The sequence below is a fragment of the Pseudoalteromonas sp. PA2MD11 genome, assembly GCF_017808125.1.
Taxonomy (GTDB): domain Bacteria; phylum Pseudomonadota; class Gammaproteobacteria; order Enterobacterales; family Alteromonadaceae; genus Pseudoalteromonas; species Pseudoalteromonas simplex.
Window position 1 is genome coordinate 1 of record NZ_JADKNF010000008.1, and the last position, 16,038, is coordinate 16,038.

Consider the following 16,038-nt stretch of genomic DNA (forward strand, 5'->3'; position numbering starts at 1 on the left):
AGTAGTGAAACGAAACAGCGCCGATGATAGTGTGGCATTTGCCATGTGAAAGTAGGACATCGCCAGGCTCCAAATTAAAGTGTTAGGTTTATCATAGCAGCTGCTATGTGTCTCTCTACCGCTGTGGGCACTTGGTCATATCCAGGCTCCAAATTCAGTCGCAAGACTTTAAATTAAAAATAATAAGAAAATTGAAAAGAATTTTCTTGGTGACAATAGCGTTTTGGACCCACCTGACCCCATGCCGAACTCAGTAGTGAAACGAAACAGCGCCGATGATAGTGTGGCATTTGCCATGTGAAAGTAGGACATCGCCAGGCTCCAAATTAAAGAAAGCCCGATTCGAAAGAGTCGGGCTTTTTTCGTTTTAGCTATCAGCTTTCAGCCGTCAGACGTCAGCTGAAACACAGAGATATCAGAGGTTAGATGTCAGTTGAACTGTGTGGTTGTTTAGTACCGAGACTCCCTCAGCATTCACCCTATTCATTCTCCAGGTAGGTTGGGAAGAGCGAAGCGAAACCCAACATGAGTTAGCGAGTTGTAAGTTAGCAAGGGTAAAGTTTAAATTTCAAGGTCAAGTCTGGCGTAAGAATGGCTTCAGCAATGAATATTTTTGTTTTATTATTTCGGCACTGAAGTGCCTCCTACAAGATTTTATTACTTAAAGAGACTCTGCCCCAAATACCCACACCGCGCGGCTGATAGCTGACGGCTGAAAGCTGATAGCTCTGTGTTGGGTTTCGCTGCGATCTACCCAACCTACGCCAGATCCTCAAACTTTACTCTTTCTAACTCGTATCTTTCCCCTTTCTAACTTACAACTTTACTCTCGCAAACTTGCTTCCCCTACCTTGTTATGCAATAAAGTGTTTTATATTTGTAATACAATTAAGGTTTGCTGTGTCTCGTAAGAAAACGACCAAGTCAAAAGGTTCTTCAGGTTTAAATCGTAAAAATAGTGAAGCATTTATTGCTAAGTTCTCATCGCATCCAGATACACATCTATGTCCGTCGGGTTTAATGTATAAAGTGATTGATGATGTTGAAGGAGAGCGTGTAACAGAGTTCGATACAGTGGTTATAAATCAACGTATTATGCTTGCTGATGGCAATGTGATTGCCGACAGTTATAGAGCGGGTATGCCTGAGGTTTTTGCTTTATCCGAAGCTATAGAGGGGTTAAGAGAAGGTTTGCTATTAATGAATATTGGCTCTCGTTATGAATTTGTGATCCCTCCAGAGCTTGCTTGGGGTAAAAAAGGTAACGGTGGCAAAATTGGCGCAAATGCAGTGCTGCATTTTGATGTTCGTTTAATGCGTTTAGCTTAACTCTCTGAGCATAACAGCCTTAGCATAAGTCGACAGAGTATTTAAAACGCGTTAACGTTCATTAATGGTTTACTGAGGAACATTATGGACGCATTTACTTCACGAGTTTACTTTCTTCGCCATGGCGAAATAGCTACGCCTGGAATTCTTTCTGGGCAAATCGATGTCGATTTATCAGAGCTTGGTCATAAGCAAATGCGCCAAGCCTCTGCTGAGCTCATAAATTTAAATGCCATATATAGCTCACCACTAAAGCGTTGCTCAGTCCACGCTGATTATTTAGCAAATCAGCACTCACTGCATGTACAGTATTATAACGCGCTGAAAGAGTTTAATTTTGGTGATTGGGATGGCCAAGATTACCAACAGCTTTGGCAGCAAACAAGTAAGCCTCATATTGGTGATTTTTGGCAGCACCCATGGCAAGTAAAAGTACCAAATGGTGAATCTATGGCAGACTTTTACGCCCGGGTAGAGGCATGGTGGCAAACATTTTTACAATCACTATGTGAATCTAAGCATGAACAGTCATTGGTAATTAGTCATGCTGGAGTGATCAAACAAATTCTCGCTATTGTTTGTCAGATGCCAAAACAATCTGCCACGCATTTAAATGTTTTTCATCTTCCTTATGCAGGGCTTATTACACTTGATGTATATATAGATGAACAAGGACAAGCTTGGCCTAAAATTGTTTTTTAGCCATCTAGAGCGATATTCATTGAATTATTTACTTAGCCCGCCATAATACTCATATGCTATGGAATGGAGTGAGATTCTCCAGCTGTTCCCGCAACTGTAATCCATCGAAGTAATGGTCAGCCAGATACTTAGCACTAACAATTAATCATCGAGCGGGTCAACTCAAGTCATTTCCTGGTACTTACCAGTGCTTTCTTGTGCGTTGCGATTGCTCGTCAAGAGAGAATAAGCTTGCAACAAAATAGCCATAGCGCTGCACCATTAATATCAGTGTCTGATTTAAGTTGGGGTACTGCGAATAAAACCATACTTGAATCAATTAACCTTGAGTTAAAAGCAGGGCAGTTTATCGGTCTACTTGGCCCTAATGGGGCTGGTAAATCAAGTCTGCTACGTTGTCTTTATCGTTACTTGAAACCTCAGCAAGGGGTTGTTTTGCTAAGCGGTCAAGATATCTGGCAAATCAGTGCTGATGAATTTGCAAAGCAGGTTGCTGTGGTTTTACAAGAGTCTCCATCGCAGTTTAATTTGTCTCTGTTCGATGTGGTGAGTTTAGGCTTAACACCTCATAAGCGACTTTTCAGCGGCACGTCTGCCAATGATAAGCAGCGTATTTTTCAAGCGATTGAGCAGGTTGGTTTATCTCATCACAGTGAACAAGCATTTGATTCGCTCTCTGGTGGCGAAAAGCAAAGAGCGCTCATTGCGCGCTCAATCGTACAACAACCTAAGTTGCTCATCATGGATGAGCCTACCAGCCACCTCGATGTTAAATACCAAATTCAAATAATGGAGTTAGCAAAGTCCCTCGATGTGACAGTGCTTGCTTCTTTCCATGATTTAAATCTCGCAGCGAGTTTATGTGATGAATTATTGGTGATTGATGAAGGGCGTTTGGTTTGTCAGGGGCAACCAAAAGCGGTGCTTACTGAGCAGTTGTTGAGCGATGTATTTGGCGTCTGCGCAGCGGTATCTGCTCACCCTCAATCAAGCACTGATAAGTTTATTCCGCACATCACTTATTTTTATGGCTATCAGACACAGGAGCATCAACATGACTGATGCAATGCGTTTAAGTATCTGTGTTGTCGTAGGGCTTATTAGTTGTTTTTTAGCATTGAGCTTTGGTGCTGCAAATACGTCACTGAGTGATGTTTTTAATGGTTTGTTTAGCCAAGGTAGCGATGAATTTGTGCAGCGTATTATTTGGCAGTTACGTATGCCCAGAACAATGCTGGCATTTTTAGCAGGTTCTGGGCTGGCTCTTGCAGGATTAATTTTACAGACCGTAACCCGAAACCCGCTTGCTGACCCTTATTTGTTTGGTATTTCTTCTGGGGCTTCATTCGGTGTGGTGTGCTTTATAGCCCTAACCGGTGTGAGTTTTGGCTTTAGTATGTCAGTTGCAGCATTTGCCGGAAGCTTACTTTCTATGCTGTTGCTTATTGCTATTGCAGGGCGTCGCCATGTTGGCCAAGTTGAAGCCATGTTACTCGCTGGTGTTGCTTTATCTTTCTTATTTAGCGCTCTGACTAGTCTGCTGCTTTATTTTAGCGATCCTCAAGCTATAACCGCCATTTTGTTTTGGACGATGGGCAGTTTTTCTCGTGCACAGTGGGACACTCTTTGGCTGCCATTTACCGTTATTATTGCCTGCATGACGCTGATGATTGCATTTCGTCGTCAGCTTAATGCAATGCTGCTTGGTGATGAAAGTGCTGCGACTTTGGGGATTCATGTGCAACGCTTTCGGATCATGATGCTACTGCTAAGTTCATTGATCACAGCGGTGCTTGTTGCTATGTGTGGAGGCATTGGTTTTGTCGGCCTGATGATCCCACATATTGTGCGCTACTTTTCACCGCAAGGCAGCAGCCATAACTTAGTTATGACCTCCTTGGTCGGAGGTATTTTTATGGTGTGGGTAGATGTGTTATGCCGAACCCTATTGAATAACCAAGAACTACCTGTAGGTGTGATCACTGCCGCTATTGGTAGCGTGTTCTTTTTATTCTTACTTTATTTTCGCAAACAGAGCAGGTAGCGAATGTTTAATATCATGCCTATTAATCAGCAATTTTCAGCTGGTATTCAACAAAAAATAGACCTTAAAACAAAGCCGCTAGGCGCTTTGGGTCAGCTTGAAAGTTGTGCCAAACAATTAACCCTTATTTTTTCAAAGCAGCTTGATAGTGAGCAGGCGCTAGTTGCCTTTAAACCGGTTATTTCAAACCCTTCTCTAATTGTATTTGCGGGCGATCATGGTGTGGCAAGCCAAGGTGTGTCAATTGCTCCTAGCAGCGTTACATCACAAATGGTGGCAAACTTTGCAGCAGGAGGCGCAGCGATCAACGTGTTTTGCCGTCAGCTTGGCTGGCAGCTAGAAGTTGTTGACGCCGGAACACTCAGTACTTCACACGATAAAAGTGTGCATAACCAGCGTTTAGGTGAAATCACTGCACCACTGAATACTGAAATGGCCATGTCACTTAGCCAGGTTGAAAAAGGGTTTGAATTAGCCAAACAGCGAGTTCATTCACTCTATGAGCAAGGTTGTAATACCATCGCCTTTGGTGAGATGGGTATTGGCAATACCACAAGTGCTGCGGCATTAATGGCTGCCTTGTTGTCGTTACCTGCCAGCCAATGTGTTGGTAAAGGCACAGGTGTGAGCGACGAGGTTATAGCTAAAAAAATTAAAGTTGTTGAGCAAGCCCTTCAATTACACCAAGCTCATTTTGACGACCCATTAATGACGCTTGCGGCATTAGGCGGTTTTGAAATTGTACAGATCACCGGTGCCATTTTAGCTGCTGCCGAGCTTAGTATAGCGGTGATCGTGGATGGCTTTATTTGCACTGCAGCAGCGCTTGTTGCAACTCGCATTAATGCAAACGCTCGCGATTATATGTTATTTGCTCATGCCTCTGATGAGCAAGGGCACAAAGCAATGCTCAATGCCTTGCATGCAGCACCTTTATTGCAGCTTGATTTACGTTTAGGAGAGGGCACCGGGGCTGCGCTTGCTTTACCTTTACTGCAAGCATCTTTGGCGTTTTATAATGACATGGCAAGTTTTGCCGATGCCAATGTTGAGCAAGTTGTCTGATATGAGCGCTGAACAACACACTTCTGACTCTACCCCAAGTCAGCTTCAACTATTTTTACTGGCGCTTAGTTTTTTAACGCGGATACCCGTTAAATTAAACTTTGCAGTATCGAGTCAGGCACTCAATCAGGCCAGCCGCTATTTTGCATTGGTCGGTGTAATATTAGGTGTACTTTTAGCGCTGATCTTTTTACTGCTAAGTTGGTTATTCCCTGCAGCCATTGCAGTCGCGTTAGTTATGGCGTTTAGCTTGATAATCACAGGGGCATTCCATGAAGATGGCCTTGCAGATGTCTGGGATGGCTTTGGTGGTGGTTGGCAAGTAGCAGATAAGCTGAGCATTATGAAAGATAGTCGCTTAGGTACCTATGGTGCTGCGGCGCTTGTGATGGCCTTATTAATTAAGTACCAAACACTCGTCGCACTTAGTGAAGTAACCAGTACTGTGATTATTGCACTTGTTTTAGGGCAAAGCTTAAGTCGGGTTGTAGCAACAAGTTTAATTGCAGACATGGACTATGTAAGTCAGGACGCCACATCTAAAGTAAAACCCATTGCGATGCATTTAAGCACGCAGAGTTATCAAATACTGCTAGCAACTGGCGGTGCGGTGTTAGCAATTGCATGGTTGTTTTTTGGCTTTTCTTTAGGGCAATTATTAATACTCATCAGTGTGCTTTGTGTTACTCGCTTACTATTAAAGCGCTGGTTTGAAAAACAGTTATCTGGCTACACCGGCGATTGCTTAGGGGCAGCCCAGCAAGTATCTGAGCTTGTTACTTACCTTTGCTTGGTGAGTTTATTATGAGCCAACAACATACTTTAATTTTAGGCGGTGCTCGCAGCGGTAAAAGCCGTTTTGCTGAGCAGCTGGCAACAGATTCAAACAAGCCGCTTATCTATATTGCCACAGCCAATGCGGGTGATGAAGAAATGACAGCCAGAATTAATAGGCATCAAGCAGAGCGTGCTAAGCATTGGCAGCTTGTTGAAGAGCCTTTGTATTTGGCTAAAGCACTACAACAATATAGCCATGCTGAAAACTGTATTTTAGTGGACTGTTTAACGCTGTGGTTGAGTAATTGCCTATGCCTGCAGGGTGAAGCATTTTGGCTTGAGCAAAAAGCGGCCTTACTCGATGTGCTATCGCAATTGCCAGGTGAGGTGATTTTTGTCAGTAATGAAGTGGGTCATGGTATTGTGCCGCTCGGTGAATTAAGCCGTCAGTTTGTTGATCATTCAGGTTGGTTGCATCAAGCCTTAGCACAGCAAGTTGCACGTGTTGAGTTTGTGATTGCAGGTCTTGCGCAAACCTTAAAAAGAGAACAATGATGAAAACATTAATGGTGCAAGGCACGACCTCAGATGCAGGTAAAAGTACTCTTGTAGCAGCACTTTGCCGGATCTTTGCTAATCGAGGCATTAAGGTTGCGCCTTTTAAGCCACAAAATATGGCGTTAAATAGCGCCGTAACCGAAGATGGTGGCGAAATAGGTCGCGCACAAGCTTTGCAAGCGGTAGCGGCAAAAGTCCCCGCAGAAGTCGATTTTAACCCTATCTTATTAAAACCTAATAGCGATACCGGAGCGCAGGTAATCGTCCATGGCAAAGCGCTGTCGAATATGGAAGCGGGCAGTTATCACGACTACAAAAAAGTGGCGATGGATGCAGTTCTTACTTCGCAGCAGCGTTTAAGTGAACGTTTTGAATTACTGGTTGTTGAAGGTGCAGGGAGCCCCGCAGAAATTAACCTGCGCGAAAACGACATTGCCAATATGGGTTACGCTGAGGCGGTTGATTGCCCGGTGATCATCATTGCCGATATCGATAAAGGCGGCGTGTTTGCTCATTTAGTCGGAACGTTAGCCTTGTTGTCTGAGTCGGAGCAAGCGCGCGTTAAAGGCTTTGTGATTAACCGTTTTCGTGGTGATATTGCGTTATTGCAAGGAGGCCTTGATTGGTTAGAGCAATACACCAATAAGCCAGTGCTTGGGGTGTTACCTTATTTACATGACTTAGCACTCGATGCAGAAGATTCCGTTGCTATAACTAATCAGGTAGATAAACCGCAATTACGCATAGCCGTGTTGCTACTTCCTCATATTAGTAATCACACAGACTTCGATGCACTGCGATTACAACCAGAAATTGATTTACAGTATGTACGTCATACCCAAGCTATTCCAAGTGTTGATCTGATTATTATTCCGGGCAGTAAAAATGTACTCGGTGATTTAGCGTTTTTAAAAAATGAAGGCTGGCATAAACAAATAACACGTCATCTACGCTATGGCGGTAAAGTGCTGGGAGTATGTGGTGGGCTGCAGATGCTAGGCAACTACCTTACTGATCCACATGCTGTGGAATCTAATTTAGGCAGCGCAGCAGGGCTTGGGCTTGCTGACTTTGAAACGCAATTAGGGCAACAAAAAGTACTAAGCCAAGTCTCTGGTACTCTTCATTTAAACAATAGCGATAAAGCAATATCTGGTTATGAAATTCACGCCGGGATTAGTCAAGGGCCGGCACTTGAAAAGCCATTTTTGAGCTTTAATGATCACCCAAGTGGATTCAAAGTAGATGGTTTTATTAGTGATGATAACCAAGTAGCAGGTACTTACTTACATGGCTTGTTCGATACCCCTGAGGGCGTATCTGAGCTAATAACTTGGCTTGCACCATATAGCCAAATTAAGCCAATTGATATTAACTTAAACCGTGAACAGCAGTTAAGCCGTTTAGCTAGTGTAGTAGCAGAGAATCTCGATATTGAACAAATCATCAATATTTATGAGAACTTCAATTTAGAGATATAAGGAACAACAATGAGCGAACAGAATCAAGATAAGCACCAACAACGCCAGCAAAAAGTAAAAGAAAAAGTCGACGAACGGATTGCTGCTGCACAAAAAGAGCAAGGTATTTTTCAGGTTATAACTGGCAACGGTAAGGGGAAATCGACTTCTGGGTTTGGTACTGTTGCACGTGCGGTAGGTCACGGAATGAAAGCCGCTGTGTGTCAGTTTATTAAAGGCACTTGGGAGTGCGGTGAACGTAATCTACTCGAAAAAGCAGGGGTTGAATTTGTTATTATGAACACCGGTTTTACTTGGGAAACACAAAATAAAGAGTCAGATACTGCTGCTGCGCAAGTGACATGGCAAGAAGCAAAAAGAATGCTGAAAGATGAGTCGATTAACCTCGTTATGCTAGACGAAATAACCTATATGATCACCTACGGCTATATTGATTTAGACGAAGTGCTAGAAGCCGTTAGCTCTCGCCCTGCTATGCAATCAGTGATTATTACAGGTCGTGGTGCGCACCGTAAACTAACCGACTTAGCTGATACAGTCAGTGAAGTCAGAAACGTAAAACACGCTTTTGATGCAGGAATAAAAGCACAAAAAGGGTTCGATTATTAACATGAGAACCATTAAGTTTGCACTCGTAAGTGTTTTATTTTATTTACCAACATTGGCTCAGGCTAATGAAATAAAAGAGCCTCAACGTATTGTTGCCTTAGCCCCACATATCGTTGAAAACCTGTTTGCGATTGGTGCTGGAGAGCGCATTGTGGGTACTGTTGACTATGCAGACTTTCCTCAGCAAGCGAATGATATCGAACGGGTAGGTGGCTATTACGGGATTAACATGGAAAAACTGTTGTCGTTAAAACCAGACCTAGTTCTGGCTTGGAAAACGGGTAACAAAGCTGAAGATCTCGCTTACATTGAAAAGTTAGGTATTCCGGTAGCGTACAGCAATCCAAATCAGGTTGATAATGTGGCAGATGAACTACGTAAACTAGGCAGGCTTACGCATTTGCAAACCAAGGCAAATAAAGTAGCCAAACAGTTTGAAACTAAACTCAATGCTATTCGCAGAGCGCAAGAAGGCAAACCGAAAGTGTCGGTGTTTTATCAATTATGGCCTGAGCCAATGATGACAGTTGGCGGAAATACTTGGATCAATCAGCTATTAACTATTTGTCATGCGGATAATGTGTTTGCTAATAGTGATACAGACTACCCGCGCATTAGTATTGAAAATGTATTGGTTGCCAATCCAGAGGTCGTGATTATTCCAGATGAAAAATCGAAAAAGCCTCAGCCTAAAATTGATTGGCGACAATGGCCTGAATTGCCAGCAGTGCAACATAACCAGTTTATTAGTGTAAACGCAGACTTATTACACCGTTTTACAATCCGTATGCTTGATGGTTTGACCGACATGTGTGGTAAAATAGACGTTTCTCGTCAGCAAATACAGGCTTCAAAATGATTGATTGGCAAACATTTCTAGATACTGAGCTTGCTAAGCCCTACATGCAAGAAACCCTGCAATATGTGGCCGATAGACGCGCAGCAGGCGTTACAGTTTATCCCAAAGATGAACAGGTATTCTCCGCTTTTGATGCTACCCCTTTGAATGAAGTTAAGGTGGTTATTCTAGGGCAAGATCCTTACCACGGAGAAGGGCAAGCGCATGGTTTGTGCTTTTCGGTACTGCCTGAAGTTAAAAAGTTACCACCGTCTTTGAAAAATATGTACAAAGAGTTGGCTACTGATATAGAAGGTTTTGAGATACCTCATCATGGCTATTTGCAAAGCTGGGCCGAACAAGGCGTGTTCTTACTCAACACGGTATTAACGGTTGAGCAAGGGCAAGCTCATTCTCATAAGCATCTTGGCTGGGAAAAATTTACTGATGCAGTAATTGCGCTTATCAACCATCACTGTGACGGTGTGGTGTTTGTGTTATGGGGCGCACATGCTCAGAAAAAAGGTAAACACATTGATACCTCGCGTCATCATGTGATCCAAGGCCCGCATCCATCACCGCTTTCTGCACATCGTGGCTTTTTTGGTTGTCAGCATTTTTCAAAGACAAACCAGCTGCTTACTGATCAAAATAAAGCACCAGTAAATTGGTCGTTGTCGTAAATGCAAAAGGCCCTTGCGGGCCTTTAATTAAAAGTCTAATTCATCAAGCTCAACGCTGTCTGTGAAATAGTCTAACTCCTGTAGTTCTTTGCGAAGTCTATGCTTGTCTTTCAACGCTTCGATTTCGCGCCATTTTCTCTTTTTATTTTTTGTAGAGGTCTTTTTTGTTGTACTAGGACCTTCTAATATTTCTAAAATATCGTCTAGGCTATCCATGAACTTCTCCTATTGATTTTTTGAACCTCGGAAATACCTATACCACAGGCTGCTCAAAAATAGAATAAAAAAGTGACAATACTGTTACAGAACTGTGATTGATAGATGAATAGATCAAAGAAGGTGGTTTTTTAGAAACAAAAACGCCACCTAGCGGTGGCGTTTTAAAAAATACTGTAATTTAAATTACATTGCTTTAAAGCGTGCTTCTAATTCAAGCTGTGCTTGAGCAAAAGAACGAATACCCTCAGCAAGTTTTTCTGTTGCCATAGCATCTTGGTTATGTAACCAGCGGAACTGGCCTTCAGTTAGTGGTGCTGGTTTTTCTTCAACAGTAAAGTCGCTCTCTAGTAGGTACTCTTGTGCATCCGTTAATTGGCCTAACTCTTCTAAAAGAGCAGGGCTAATCGTTAACTTATCACAGCCAGTAAGTGCGATGATCTCGCCTGTGTTACGGAAGCTTGCGCCCATAACAACCGTTTTATAATCGTGGCGTTTGTAAAATTCGTAAATGCTACGTACAGATTGCACACCTGGATCGTTTAGCGGATCTGTTGGTTTTTCCATGCCGTTAGCAACGTGCCAGTCTAAGATACGGCCAACGAATGGTGAAATTAAAAATACATTCGCATCGGCACATGCGCGAGCTTGTGCTTCAGAGAATAACAGCGTTAAGTTACACTTAGTGCCTTCTTTTTCAAGCTGTTCTGCAGCTTTGATGCCTTCCCAAGTTGATGCAACTTTGATTAGGATTTTATCTTTGCTAACGCCTTCTTTTTCGTAAAGGCTCAGTAACGTATGTGCTTTGTCGATAGTCGCTTGGGTATCAAATGATAAACGTGCGTCTACTTCTGTAGAGATATAACCAGGTACTATTTCGCTAATTTCTTTACCAATTAATACAGCAAAGTAATCACATGCTAACTCAAGTTGTTTAGCTGCATCTTGCTCGGTTTCTTTGGCATATTGCCACGCTTTATCTAAATAAGGCTTATACGCTTCAATTTCACTGGCTTTTAAAAGTAGAGATGGGTTTGTTGTTGCATCTTCTGGTTGGTGCTTTTTGATAGCTTCGATATCACCTGTATCTGCAACAATAGATGAATGCTGTTTAAGCCTTTGTAGTGCTGAAGTCATTTGCTTTCCTCATTCCAAGCAAGTTAAAAGAAAATCCATTATAGCGGCCTTTATGCTGCAACACTATGACAGTGTTTAATAGGTCAAATGTCCTTAATACAGAAAACTAGAACATTATGTATGAAAAGAACAGCGGATAAAGGCAGGACGAAACAAAACGTGCATTTTGATTCAATTAATGTTGAAATTGACATCAAACAAATTACAAGTCAATAGCTAAGTATGATCACTGTTATTTCACCTGCAAAAAATTTAGATTACGAAACACCAGCCACGACCGATAAATTCACTCAACCTGAATTACTCGAGCACAGCGAAGAGTTAATGTCAGTTTGCCGTGATTTAACACCAGCGCAAATTGGTAGCCTAATGAAAATCAGCGATAAACTAGCTGGTTTGAATGCGGCACGTTTCGCCGAGTGGTCACAGCCATTTACGCAAGACAATGCAAAACAAGCCGTGCTAGCCTTTAATGGTGATGTATACGGTGGCTTAGATGCGCAAACTCTAAGCGATGCTGATCTTGATTACGCACAGTCGCACTTACGTATTTTGTCTGGTCTTTATGGTGTGCTTAAACCATTAGATTTAATGCAAGCTTACCGCCTTGAAATGGGTACTAAGTTAGAAAACCCACGCGGTAAAAACTTATATGAGTTTTGGGGCAGTGTTATCGCCGAAAAGCTAAATACAGTGCTTGCTGAGCAAGATAGCAAATACTTGGTAAACCTTGCTTCGAATGAGTATTTTAAAGCGGTTGATAAAAAAGCATTAAATGCACAAATCATCACCCCACATTTTAAAGACTGTAAAAACGGCCAATATAAAGTGATCAGCTTTTATGCGAAAAAAGCCCGCGGCATGATGGCACGTTACATCATTGAAAATAAAATCACCCAATTAAGTGATTTAAAAGATTTCACCGTTGCAGGTTATTACTTTAGCAGCGATGCTACAGCAAAAGAATTAGAGCCTGTTTTCTTACGGGAAGAGCAGAACTAAACTTTTAGTAAAATGAATTAAAACAGCCGTGCTAAGCACGGCTTTTTTGTGCTTGTATGAAACTGGCGCTTATTTTGCAAAACAGCAGTTATGTTTCTTAATGTATCAGGTAGTCGCATGTTAAAAATACCAACCGTCGGTGAAGCCGAAAAACTTATAGAAGAAAAGCTCGGTGGCTGGGTTGATATCATCATAAGCCATATCCCTAACTTTATTGTTGCAGTAATCATTACTATCGTGTTTTCACTGCTGGCACGTATCGTTGGTTCAATGCTTAGAAAGCTATTACGCCGTTCGTTAGAGTCTTCACAAATAGCAGACTTAATGTCATCGATAGTAAAAGTCATCGTATTATGTGTAGGCTTATTTGTAGCCCTTGATTTCTTGGGCCTCAGAGGCACGGTCACCTCATTACTAGCTGGTGCGGGTATCGTAGGCCTCGCTATTGGTTTTGCCTTTCAGGACATGACAGAGAACCTTATAGCGGGTATTGCCATGGGTATTCGCAAACCATTCAAAACAGGGGATGTAATCCGCACCGAAAGCGTGTTTGGTACCGTTAAGGCGATTAACCTTAGAAACACTCTCATTGAGAACTTTTATGGGCAACTTATCTTAGTGCCTAACAAGATTCTATTTAGAAATATACTCAGTAACTACAGTACCTTAGGTGTGCGTCGTATCGAGGTACCAGTAGGTATTTCGTATGCCGATGACCCCGAGCAAGCCGCTGAGGTGATTGTTAAAAAAATCAATGAGTTTGATTTTGTGATTAAACAAGAAGAAACCGCCGTTTACGCCGAAAGCTTTGGTGATAGCAGCGTTAACTTACTAGTTTGGTTTTGGATTAAATACCCCGGCGAAGCGGATTTTATGACCGTTCGCCACAAGGCTGTTGTGGCTGTTAGAAACGCTCTAAGCGAAGCTGACATGACCATCCCATTCCCAATCCGCACGTTAGATTTTGGCATCAAAGGCGGCGAGAAATTAAATGCCATGATAAGCGAAAAACAGCAAGATAAAGGCGCTGAGGCACAGCAAACCGATGAGTAAAATTTACTGACTCATCGGCGAGATTTACACAGGGAAGTGTGTTTGAGGTGGGGGATTAAGTTAAAGGTATAGTTGATTACTAGCACCAATAAGCTAAGCTTGATTGTAGTAGTACAAAGTAGGATTATATCTGGATTTGATCTGTTTAAGATGAGTAAATTATGACGATGGTAAAAAAAAGTATCACTGTGACTGCCCAACAAGAAAAATGGATGCAAGCACAGCTCGCTTCTGGAAATTATGCGAGTGACAGTGAGTTACTTCGAGATTTGATTAGAAAAGAGCAAATGCGAGCTTCTGAAATTGAAGCTATTCGTATGAAATTGATTGAAGCAGAGAAAAGTGGACTCTCAGATAAATCACCAAATCAAATGTTAGCTAGTTTCAAGGAAGAAGCGAGTAAGGATGGGAAGTTATAAACTTAATATTCAAGCCGAAGCTGATTTGAAGCGAATTTGGTTTCGTGGTTTAGAGCAATATGGTGAAAATCAGGCTGATGCTTATTTTTGTAAGTTTTTTGATCGTTTTGAGCAATTGGCAAAGCAACCTTATTTAGCACCTGCAGTCGATGAAATTAGGCAGGGTTATCGGCGAGCTGTTTGTGGTGTTGATAGCATTTATTATCGCATTCAAGGTGGCAATATAGAAATTATGAGAGTATTAGGTAGGCAAGACATTCAAGCTAATCTTTGAACGAGCATGGCCTTTTAACCTTCATTTCAAATCATTTTTAACCCAAGCTCGTTCATTAGGGTAGTCGACTATAACTCTCAAGTATTTAAGCGCAGAACCCCCTAGCGCACCATCAATTTGTTTATCCATCATAGAAGACATAAATTGATGAAAATTATTATCTTCTCTTCGAGTAAACCAAACAGGGCCCACCACTTTATTTGCTATTTTTAGCTCTGGCACTCTGATCATTGATTGTTTAGATAACAAACATGCTTTTTCTATCACCGTCCATTCAGGGTGAGATCTCACCCAATTGTCAAATATGGACGCAGTGATAAAAGAGGTTGCGACTTTTTCACCGGATAAATTAAGTTGCTCAAGAGCTTCATTTGAAGGCCAAGCAGAAGCGCCAGTATCGAATAACATTGGAATCGTTACACCATCTACCGATATATTAATGCTCGGAAAACCTAACGTATAATTACCTAATTCATTCTTTTGGAAACCTAAAGGTACTTCAGAAAAGTTATCAGTTTCAGGTAGTTTAGATAAAATAGTGATGCTTTTATCTAGGTAGTTAAAATCGATGATTTTTTCAGCATGCCATCTGCCGCCTAAGGTGCCATCCAACTCATTAGATGAACTTATTTCTCTTCTTGGCACTACTTGTAATTGACCTGCCCACCAATTGTTCAGCCCTGCGATGGGTATCCAAGCACTTTTATCAAATTGCGGCATATCAGTAACTTTAATGACACCGTCTTCCGTTTCTCTATTTTCAATCTTCCTTTGATATTTTTCACTGAGTTCTTTTGAAATAGCATTCCAACCACCACCAGTATCGGTGAAAAATTTCACGGTTGTGCCATCACTGAGCTTTGGAGTTAAGTAGATTAAATTATTTTCAAATTCACTTGGTAGTTCAGTGGATGTGCAAAACAGAGGTGTAATAAGTAGTAAAGCATATATCAGTTTTTTCAAAATAAACCTTCCAATGGTGATTTGAGCATAGTGGTGCATTATGTCGATATCTGAGAAATAAAACAAAGGACTTTGGGAGTGTAAATTCGCGCGAAATAAATTTCACGCCTTCGGTGAGCCATTTTTGACTTAGAGCTTAAAATTTCCGGTTTAAAGCTGGGGTCCCGTGTTGGTTTTTGCTCCGCTTCAAATTTTAGTCTACGGTTATTCCCTAAGCGAGGGGATTATAATTAAAGTAGACACCTGTTGCGCAGCACGCTACACTTTAGCAATGATCAAGACATTCAAACATAAAGGCTTGAAAAAGTTCTTCGAGACTGGAAGCAAAGTAGGGATTCAAGCCAAACACGAGCGTCGTTTGAGATTGCAACTAGCCGCTATAGATACCGCTTCGATTATTGAAGATATCGATTTACCTGGGTTTAAGTTGCATCCATTAAAAGGCAATCGTGATGGTGTTTGGTCAATAACTGTAAATGGTAATTGGCGAGTAACATTTGAATTTAAAGATGGTAACGCCTACATATTAAACTACGAGGATTATCACTAATGACTATGCATAATCCACCGCATCCGGGTGAATTTATTTCCGATGTATATATGGAGCCTTTCGGTTACAGCTGTAGATTTGTCGCGAAACAATTGGATGTCTCACCTTCAACTCTTAACAGAGTCCTTAAGGGGCAGAGCTCAATTACTCCTGAAATGGCATTAAGATTATCTAAGGCTTTGGGTAGAAGCCCTGAAAGTTGGCTATCGATGCAAGATAATTACGATCTTTGGCAAGCTAAACAAAATGTTAACCTAACCAAGGTACACCCTATTAGTTTTGCAGTAGCGTAATGAGAATAATCACAAGCTTGCTGCTACTTTGGCTGTTCACCTGAA

General features: G+C 41.8%; 20 protein-coding genes, 1 rRNA gene and 1 riboswitch. Of the genes, 18 read left to right on the forward strand and 3 right to left on the reverse strand.

What is annotated here, in order from left to right; translation table 11 throughout:
* Positions 1–205: 205 nt before the first annotated feature.
* From rrf to ung, 12 genes are all read left to right on the forward strand, one after another.
* Positions 206–320 (forward strand): 5S ribosomal RNA (rrf, locus tag ISP07_RS10295).
* Between the two features lie 580 nt (positions 321–900).
* Positions 901–1,329: an FKBP-type peptidyl-prolyl cis-trans isomerase gene (locus ISP07_RS10300; RefSeq protein ID WP_209327581.1), complete on the forward strand. Its 429-nt coding sequence runs from the start codon at positions 901–903 to the stop codon at positions 1,327–1,329.
* Between the two features lie 84 nt (positions 1,330–1,413).
* Positions 1,414–2,031, forward strand: coding sequence for a histidine phosphatase family protein (locus ISP07_RS10305; protein WP_209327582.1), 618 nt, complete (start codon positions 1,414–1,416; stop codon positions 2,029–2,031).
* 12 nt (positions 2,032–2,043) lie between these two features.
* A riboswitch (cobalamin riboswitch) is annotated at positions 2,044–2,182 on the forward strand.
* A gap of 80 nt (positions 2,183–2,262) precedes the next feature.
* Positions 2,263–3,093: an ABC transporter ATP-binding protein gene (locus tag ISP07_RS10310; protein ID WP_209327583.1), complete on the forward strand. Its 831-nt coding sequence runs from the start codon at positions 2,263–2,265 to the stop codon at positions 3,091–3,093.
* The gene (locus ISP07_RS10315; RefSeq protein WP_228290588.1) at positions 3,086–4,075 is read left to right on the forward strand and encodes a FecCD family ABC transporter permease; all 990 of its coding nucleotides are present in this window, start codon (positions 3,086–3,088) and stop codon (positions 4,073–4,075) included. The genes ISP07_RS10310 and ISP07_RS10315 overlap by 8 nt, the downstream gene beginning before the upstream one ends.
* A gap of 3 nt (positions 4,076–4,078) precedes the next feature.
* Positions 4,079–5,140, forward strand: coding sequence for a nicotinate-nucleotide--dimethylbenzimidazole phosphoribosyltransferase (cobT, locus tag ISP07_RS10320; protein WP_138601805.1), 1,062 nt, complete (start codon positions 4,079–4,081; stop codon positions 5,138–5,140).
* Positions 5,094–5,948, forward strand: coding sequence for an adenosylcobinamide-GDP ribazoletransferase (locus ISP07_RS10325; RefSeq protein WP_228290589.1), 855 nt, complete (start codon positions 5,094–5,096; stop codon positions 5,946–5,948). The genes cobT and ISP07_RS10325 overlap by 47 nt, the downstream gene beginning before the upstream one ends.
* Complete coding sequence (cobU, locus tag ISP07_RS10330) at positions 5,945–6,472, forward strand: bifunctional adenosylcobinamide kinase/adenosylcobinamide-phosphate guanylyltransferase (RefSeq protein ID WP_138601803.1); 528 nt, start codon at positions 5,945–5,947, stop codon at positions 6,470–6,472. Before ISP07_RS10325 ends, cobU begins: the two co-directional genes overlap by 4 nt.
* Positions 6,472–7,956, forward strand: a complete 1,485-nt coding sequence (locus tag ISP07_RS10335) for a cobyric acid synthase (RefSeq protein WP_209327646.1) — start codon at positions 6,472–6,474, stop codon at positions 7,954–7,956. The genes cobU and ISP07_RS10335 overlap by 1 nt, the downstream gene beginning before the upstream one ends.
* A gap of 9 nt (positions 7,957–7,965) precedes the next feature.
* The gene (cobO, locus tag ISP07_RS10340) at positions 7,966–8,565 is read left to right on the forward strand and encodes a cob(I)yrinic acid a,c-diamide adenosyltransferase (protein ID WP_135923708.1); all 600 of its coding nucleotides are present in this window, start codon (positions 7,966–7,968) and stop codon (positions 8,563–8,565) included.
* 1 nt (position 8,566) lies between these two features.
* A complete protein-coding gene (locus ISP07_RS10345) occupies positions 8,567–9,424 on the forward strand; it encodes a cobalamin-binding protein (protein WP_209327585.1) in 858 nt (285 codons plus the stop codon).
* Positions 9,421–10,086, forward strand: a complete 666-nt coding sequence (gene ung, locus ISP07_RS10350; RefSeq protein WP_209327586.1) for a uracil-DNA glycosylase — start codon at positions 9,421–9,423, stop codon at positions 10,084–10,086. Before ISP07_RS10345 ends, ung begins: the two co-directional genes overlap by 4 nt.
* A 27-nt stretch (positions 10,087–10,113) precedes the next feature.
* On the opposite strand, the gene ISP07_RS10355 is transcribed toward ung, so the two are convergent.
* Both ISP07_RS10355 and tal read right to left on the reverse strand, forming a co-directional pair.
* Entirely contained in the window at positions 10,114–10,302 is a 189-nt protein-coding gene (locus tag ISP07_RS10355; protein ID WP_054554247.1) for a DUF3545 family protein, read from the reverse strand.
* A gap of 186 nt (positions 10,303–10,488) precedes the next feature.
* A complete protein-coding gene (gene tal, locus ISP07_RS10360; RefSeq protein WP_054554248.1) occupies positions 10,489–11,439 on the reverse strand; it encodes a transaldolase in 951 nt (316 codons plus the stop codon).
* Positions 11,440–11,661: 222 nt separating this feature from the next.
* Between tal and yaaA the strand changes: the two genes are divergently transcribed.
* The 4 genes from yaaA to ISP07_RS10380 all read left to right on the forward strand — a co-directional run bounded on the left by yaaA (position 11,662) and on the right by ISP07_RS10380 (position 14,187).
* Positions 11,662–12,441 (forward strand): peroxide stress protein YaaA, encoded by a 780-nt coding sequence (yaaA, locus tag ISP07_RS10365; protein WP_062566697.1) that lies wholly within the window; start codon positions 11,662–11,664, stop codon positions 12,439–12,441.
* A 117-nt stretch (positions 12,442–12,558) separates the two neighbouring features.
* A complete protein-coding gene (locus ISP07_RS10370; protein WP_209327587.1) occupies positions 12,559–13,494 on the forward strand; it encodes a mechanosensitive ion channel family protein in 936 nt (311 codons plus the stop codon).
* Positions 13,495–13,655: 161 nt separating this feature from the next.
* A complete protein-coding gene (locus tag ISP07_RS10375; RefSeq protein WP_138601793.1) occupies positions 13,656–13,913 on the forward strand; it encodes a ribbon-helix-helix domain-containing protein in 258 nt (85 codons plus the stop codon).
* Positions 13,900–14,187 (forward strand): type II toxin-antitoxin system RelE/ParE family toxin, encoded by a 288-nt coding sequence (locus ISP07_RS10380; RefSeq protein ID WP_209327588.1) that lies wholly within the window; start codon positions 13,900–13,902, stop codon positions 14,185–14,187. Before ISP07_RS10375 ends, ISP07_RS10380 begins: the two co-directional genes overlap by 14 nt.
* Before the next feature lie 21 nt (positions 14,188–14,208).
* On the opposite strand, the gene ISP07_RS10385 is transcribed toward ISP07_RS10380, so the two are convergent.
* Complete coding sequence (locus ISP07_RS10385; RefSeq protein ID WP_228290590.1) at positions 14,209–15,150, reverse strand: hypothetical protein; 942 nt, start codon at positions 15,148–15,150, stop codon at positions 14,209–14,211.
* 271 nt (positions 15,151–15,421) lie between these two features.
* Between ISP07_RS10385 and ISP07_RS10390 the strand changes: the two genes are divergently transcribed.
* Both ISP07_RS10390 and ISP07_RS10395 read left to right on the forward strand, forming a co-directional pair.
* A complete protein-coding gene (locus tag ISP07_RS10390) occupies positions 15,422–15,700 on the forward strand; it encodes a type II toxin-antitoxin system RelE/ParE family toxin (RefSeq protein ID WP_209327589.1) in 279 nt (92 codons plus the stop codon).
* On the forward strand, positions 15,700–15,993 hold the full coding sequence (locus ISP07_RS10395) for a HigA family addiction module antitoxin (RefSeq protein ID WP_138618087.1): 294 nt from the start codon (positions 15,700–15,702) through the stop codon (positions 15,991–15,993). The genes ISP07_RS10390 and ISP07_RS10395 overlap by 1 nt, the downstream gene beginning before the upstream one ends.
* Positions 15,994–16,038: the final 45 nt, after the last annotated feature.

What these genes read in the sequence shown, in the direction of transcription:
- ISP07_RS10395 (WP_138618087.1), top strand. Translation starts at nt 15,700, where the DNA reads ATGACTATGCATAATCCACCGCATCCGGGTGAATTTATTTCCGATGTA.
- ISP07_RS10325 (WP_228290589.1), top strand. Translation starts at nt 5,094, where the DNA reads ATGACATGGCAAGTTTTGCCGATGCCAATGTTGAGCAAGTTGTCTGAT.
- ung (WP_209327586.1), top strand. Translation starts at nt 9,421, where the DNA reads ATGATTGATTGGCAAACATTTCTAGATACTGAGCTTGCTAAGCCCTAC.
- cobU (WP_138601803.1), top strand. Translation starts at nt 5,945, where the DNA reads ATGAGCCAACAACATACTTTAATTTTAGGCGGTGCTCGCAGCGGTAAA.
- ISP07_RS10355 (WP_054554247.1), bottom strand. Translation starts at nt 10,302, where the DNA reads ATGGATAGCCTAGACGATATTTTAGAAATATTAGAAGGTCCTAGTACA.
- ISP07_RS10390 (WP_209327589.1), top strand. Translation starts at nt 15,422, where the DNA reads ATGATCAAGACATTCAAACATAAAGGCTTGAAAAAGTTCTTCGAGACT.
- tal (WP_054554248.1), bottom strand. Translation starts at nt 11,439, where the DNA reads ATGACTTCAGCACTACAAAGGCTTAAACAGCATTCATCTATTGTTGCA.
- ISP07_RS10305 (WP_209327582.1), top strand. Translation starts at nt 1,414, where the DNA reads ATGGACGCATTTACTTCACGAGTTTACTTTCTTCGCCATGGCGAAATA.
- ISP07_RS10335 (WP_209327646.1), top strand. Translation starts at nt 6,472, where the DNA reads ATGAAAACATTAATGGTGCAAGGCACGACCTCAGATGCAGGTAAAAGT.
- ISP07_RS10380 (WP_209327588.1), top strand. Translation starts at nt 13,900, where the DNA reads ATGGGAAGTTATAAACTTAATATTCAAGCCGAAGCTGATTTGAAGCGA.
- ISP07_RS10345 (WP_209327585.1), top strand. Translation starts at nt 8,567, where the DNA reads ATGAGAACCATTAAGTTTGCACTCGTAAGTGTTTTATTTTATTTACCA.
- ISP07_RS10375 (WP_138601793.1), top strand. Translation starts at nt 13,656, where the DNA reads ATGACGATGGTAAAAAAAAGTATCACTGTGACTGCCCAACAAGAAAAA.
- cobO (WP_135923708.1), top strand. Translation starts at nt 7,966, where the DNA reads ATGAGCGAACAGAATCAAGATAAGCACCAACAACGCCAGCAAAAAGTA.
- yaaA (WP_062566697.1), top strand. Translation starts at nt 11,662, where the DNA reads ATGATCACTGTTATTTCACCTGCAAAAAATTTAGATTACGAAACACCA.
- ISP07_RS10315 (WP_228290588.1), top strand. Translation starts at nt 3,086, where the DNA reads ATGACTGATGCAATGCGTTTAAGTATCTGTGTTGTCGTAGGGCTTATT.
- cobT (WP_138601805.1), top strand. Translation starts at nt 4,079, where the DNA reads ATGTTTAATATCATGCCTATTAATCAGCAATTTTCAGCTGGTATTCAA.
- ISP07_RS10370 (WP_209327587.1), top strand. Translation starts at nt 12,559, where the DNA reads ATGTTAAAAATACCAACCGTCGGTGAAGCCGAAAAACTTATAGAAGAA.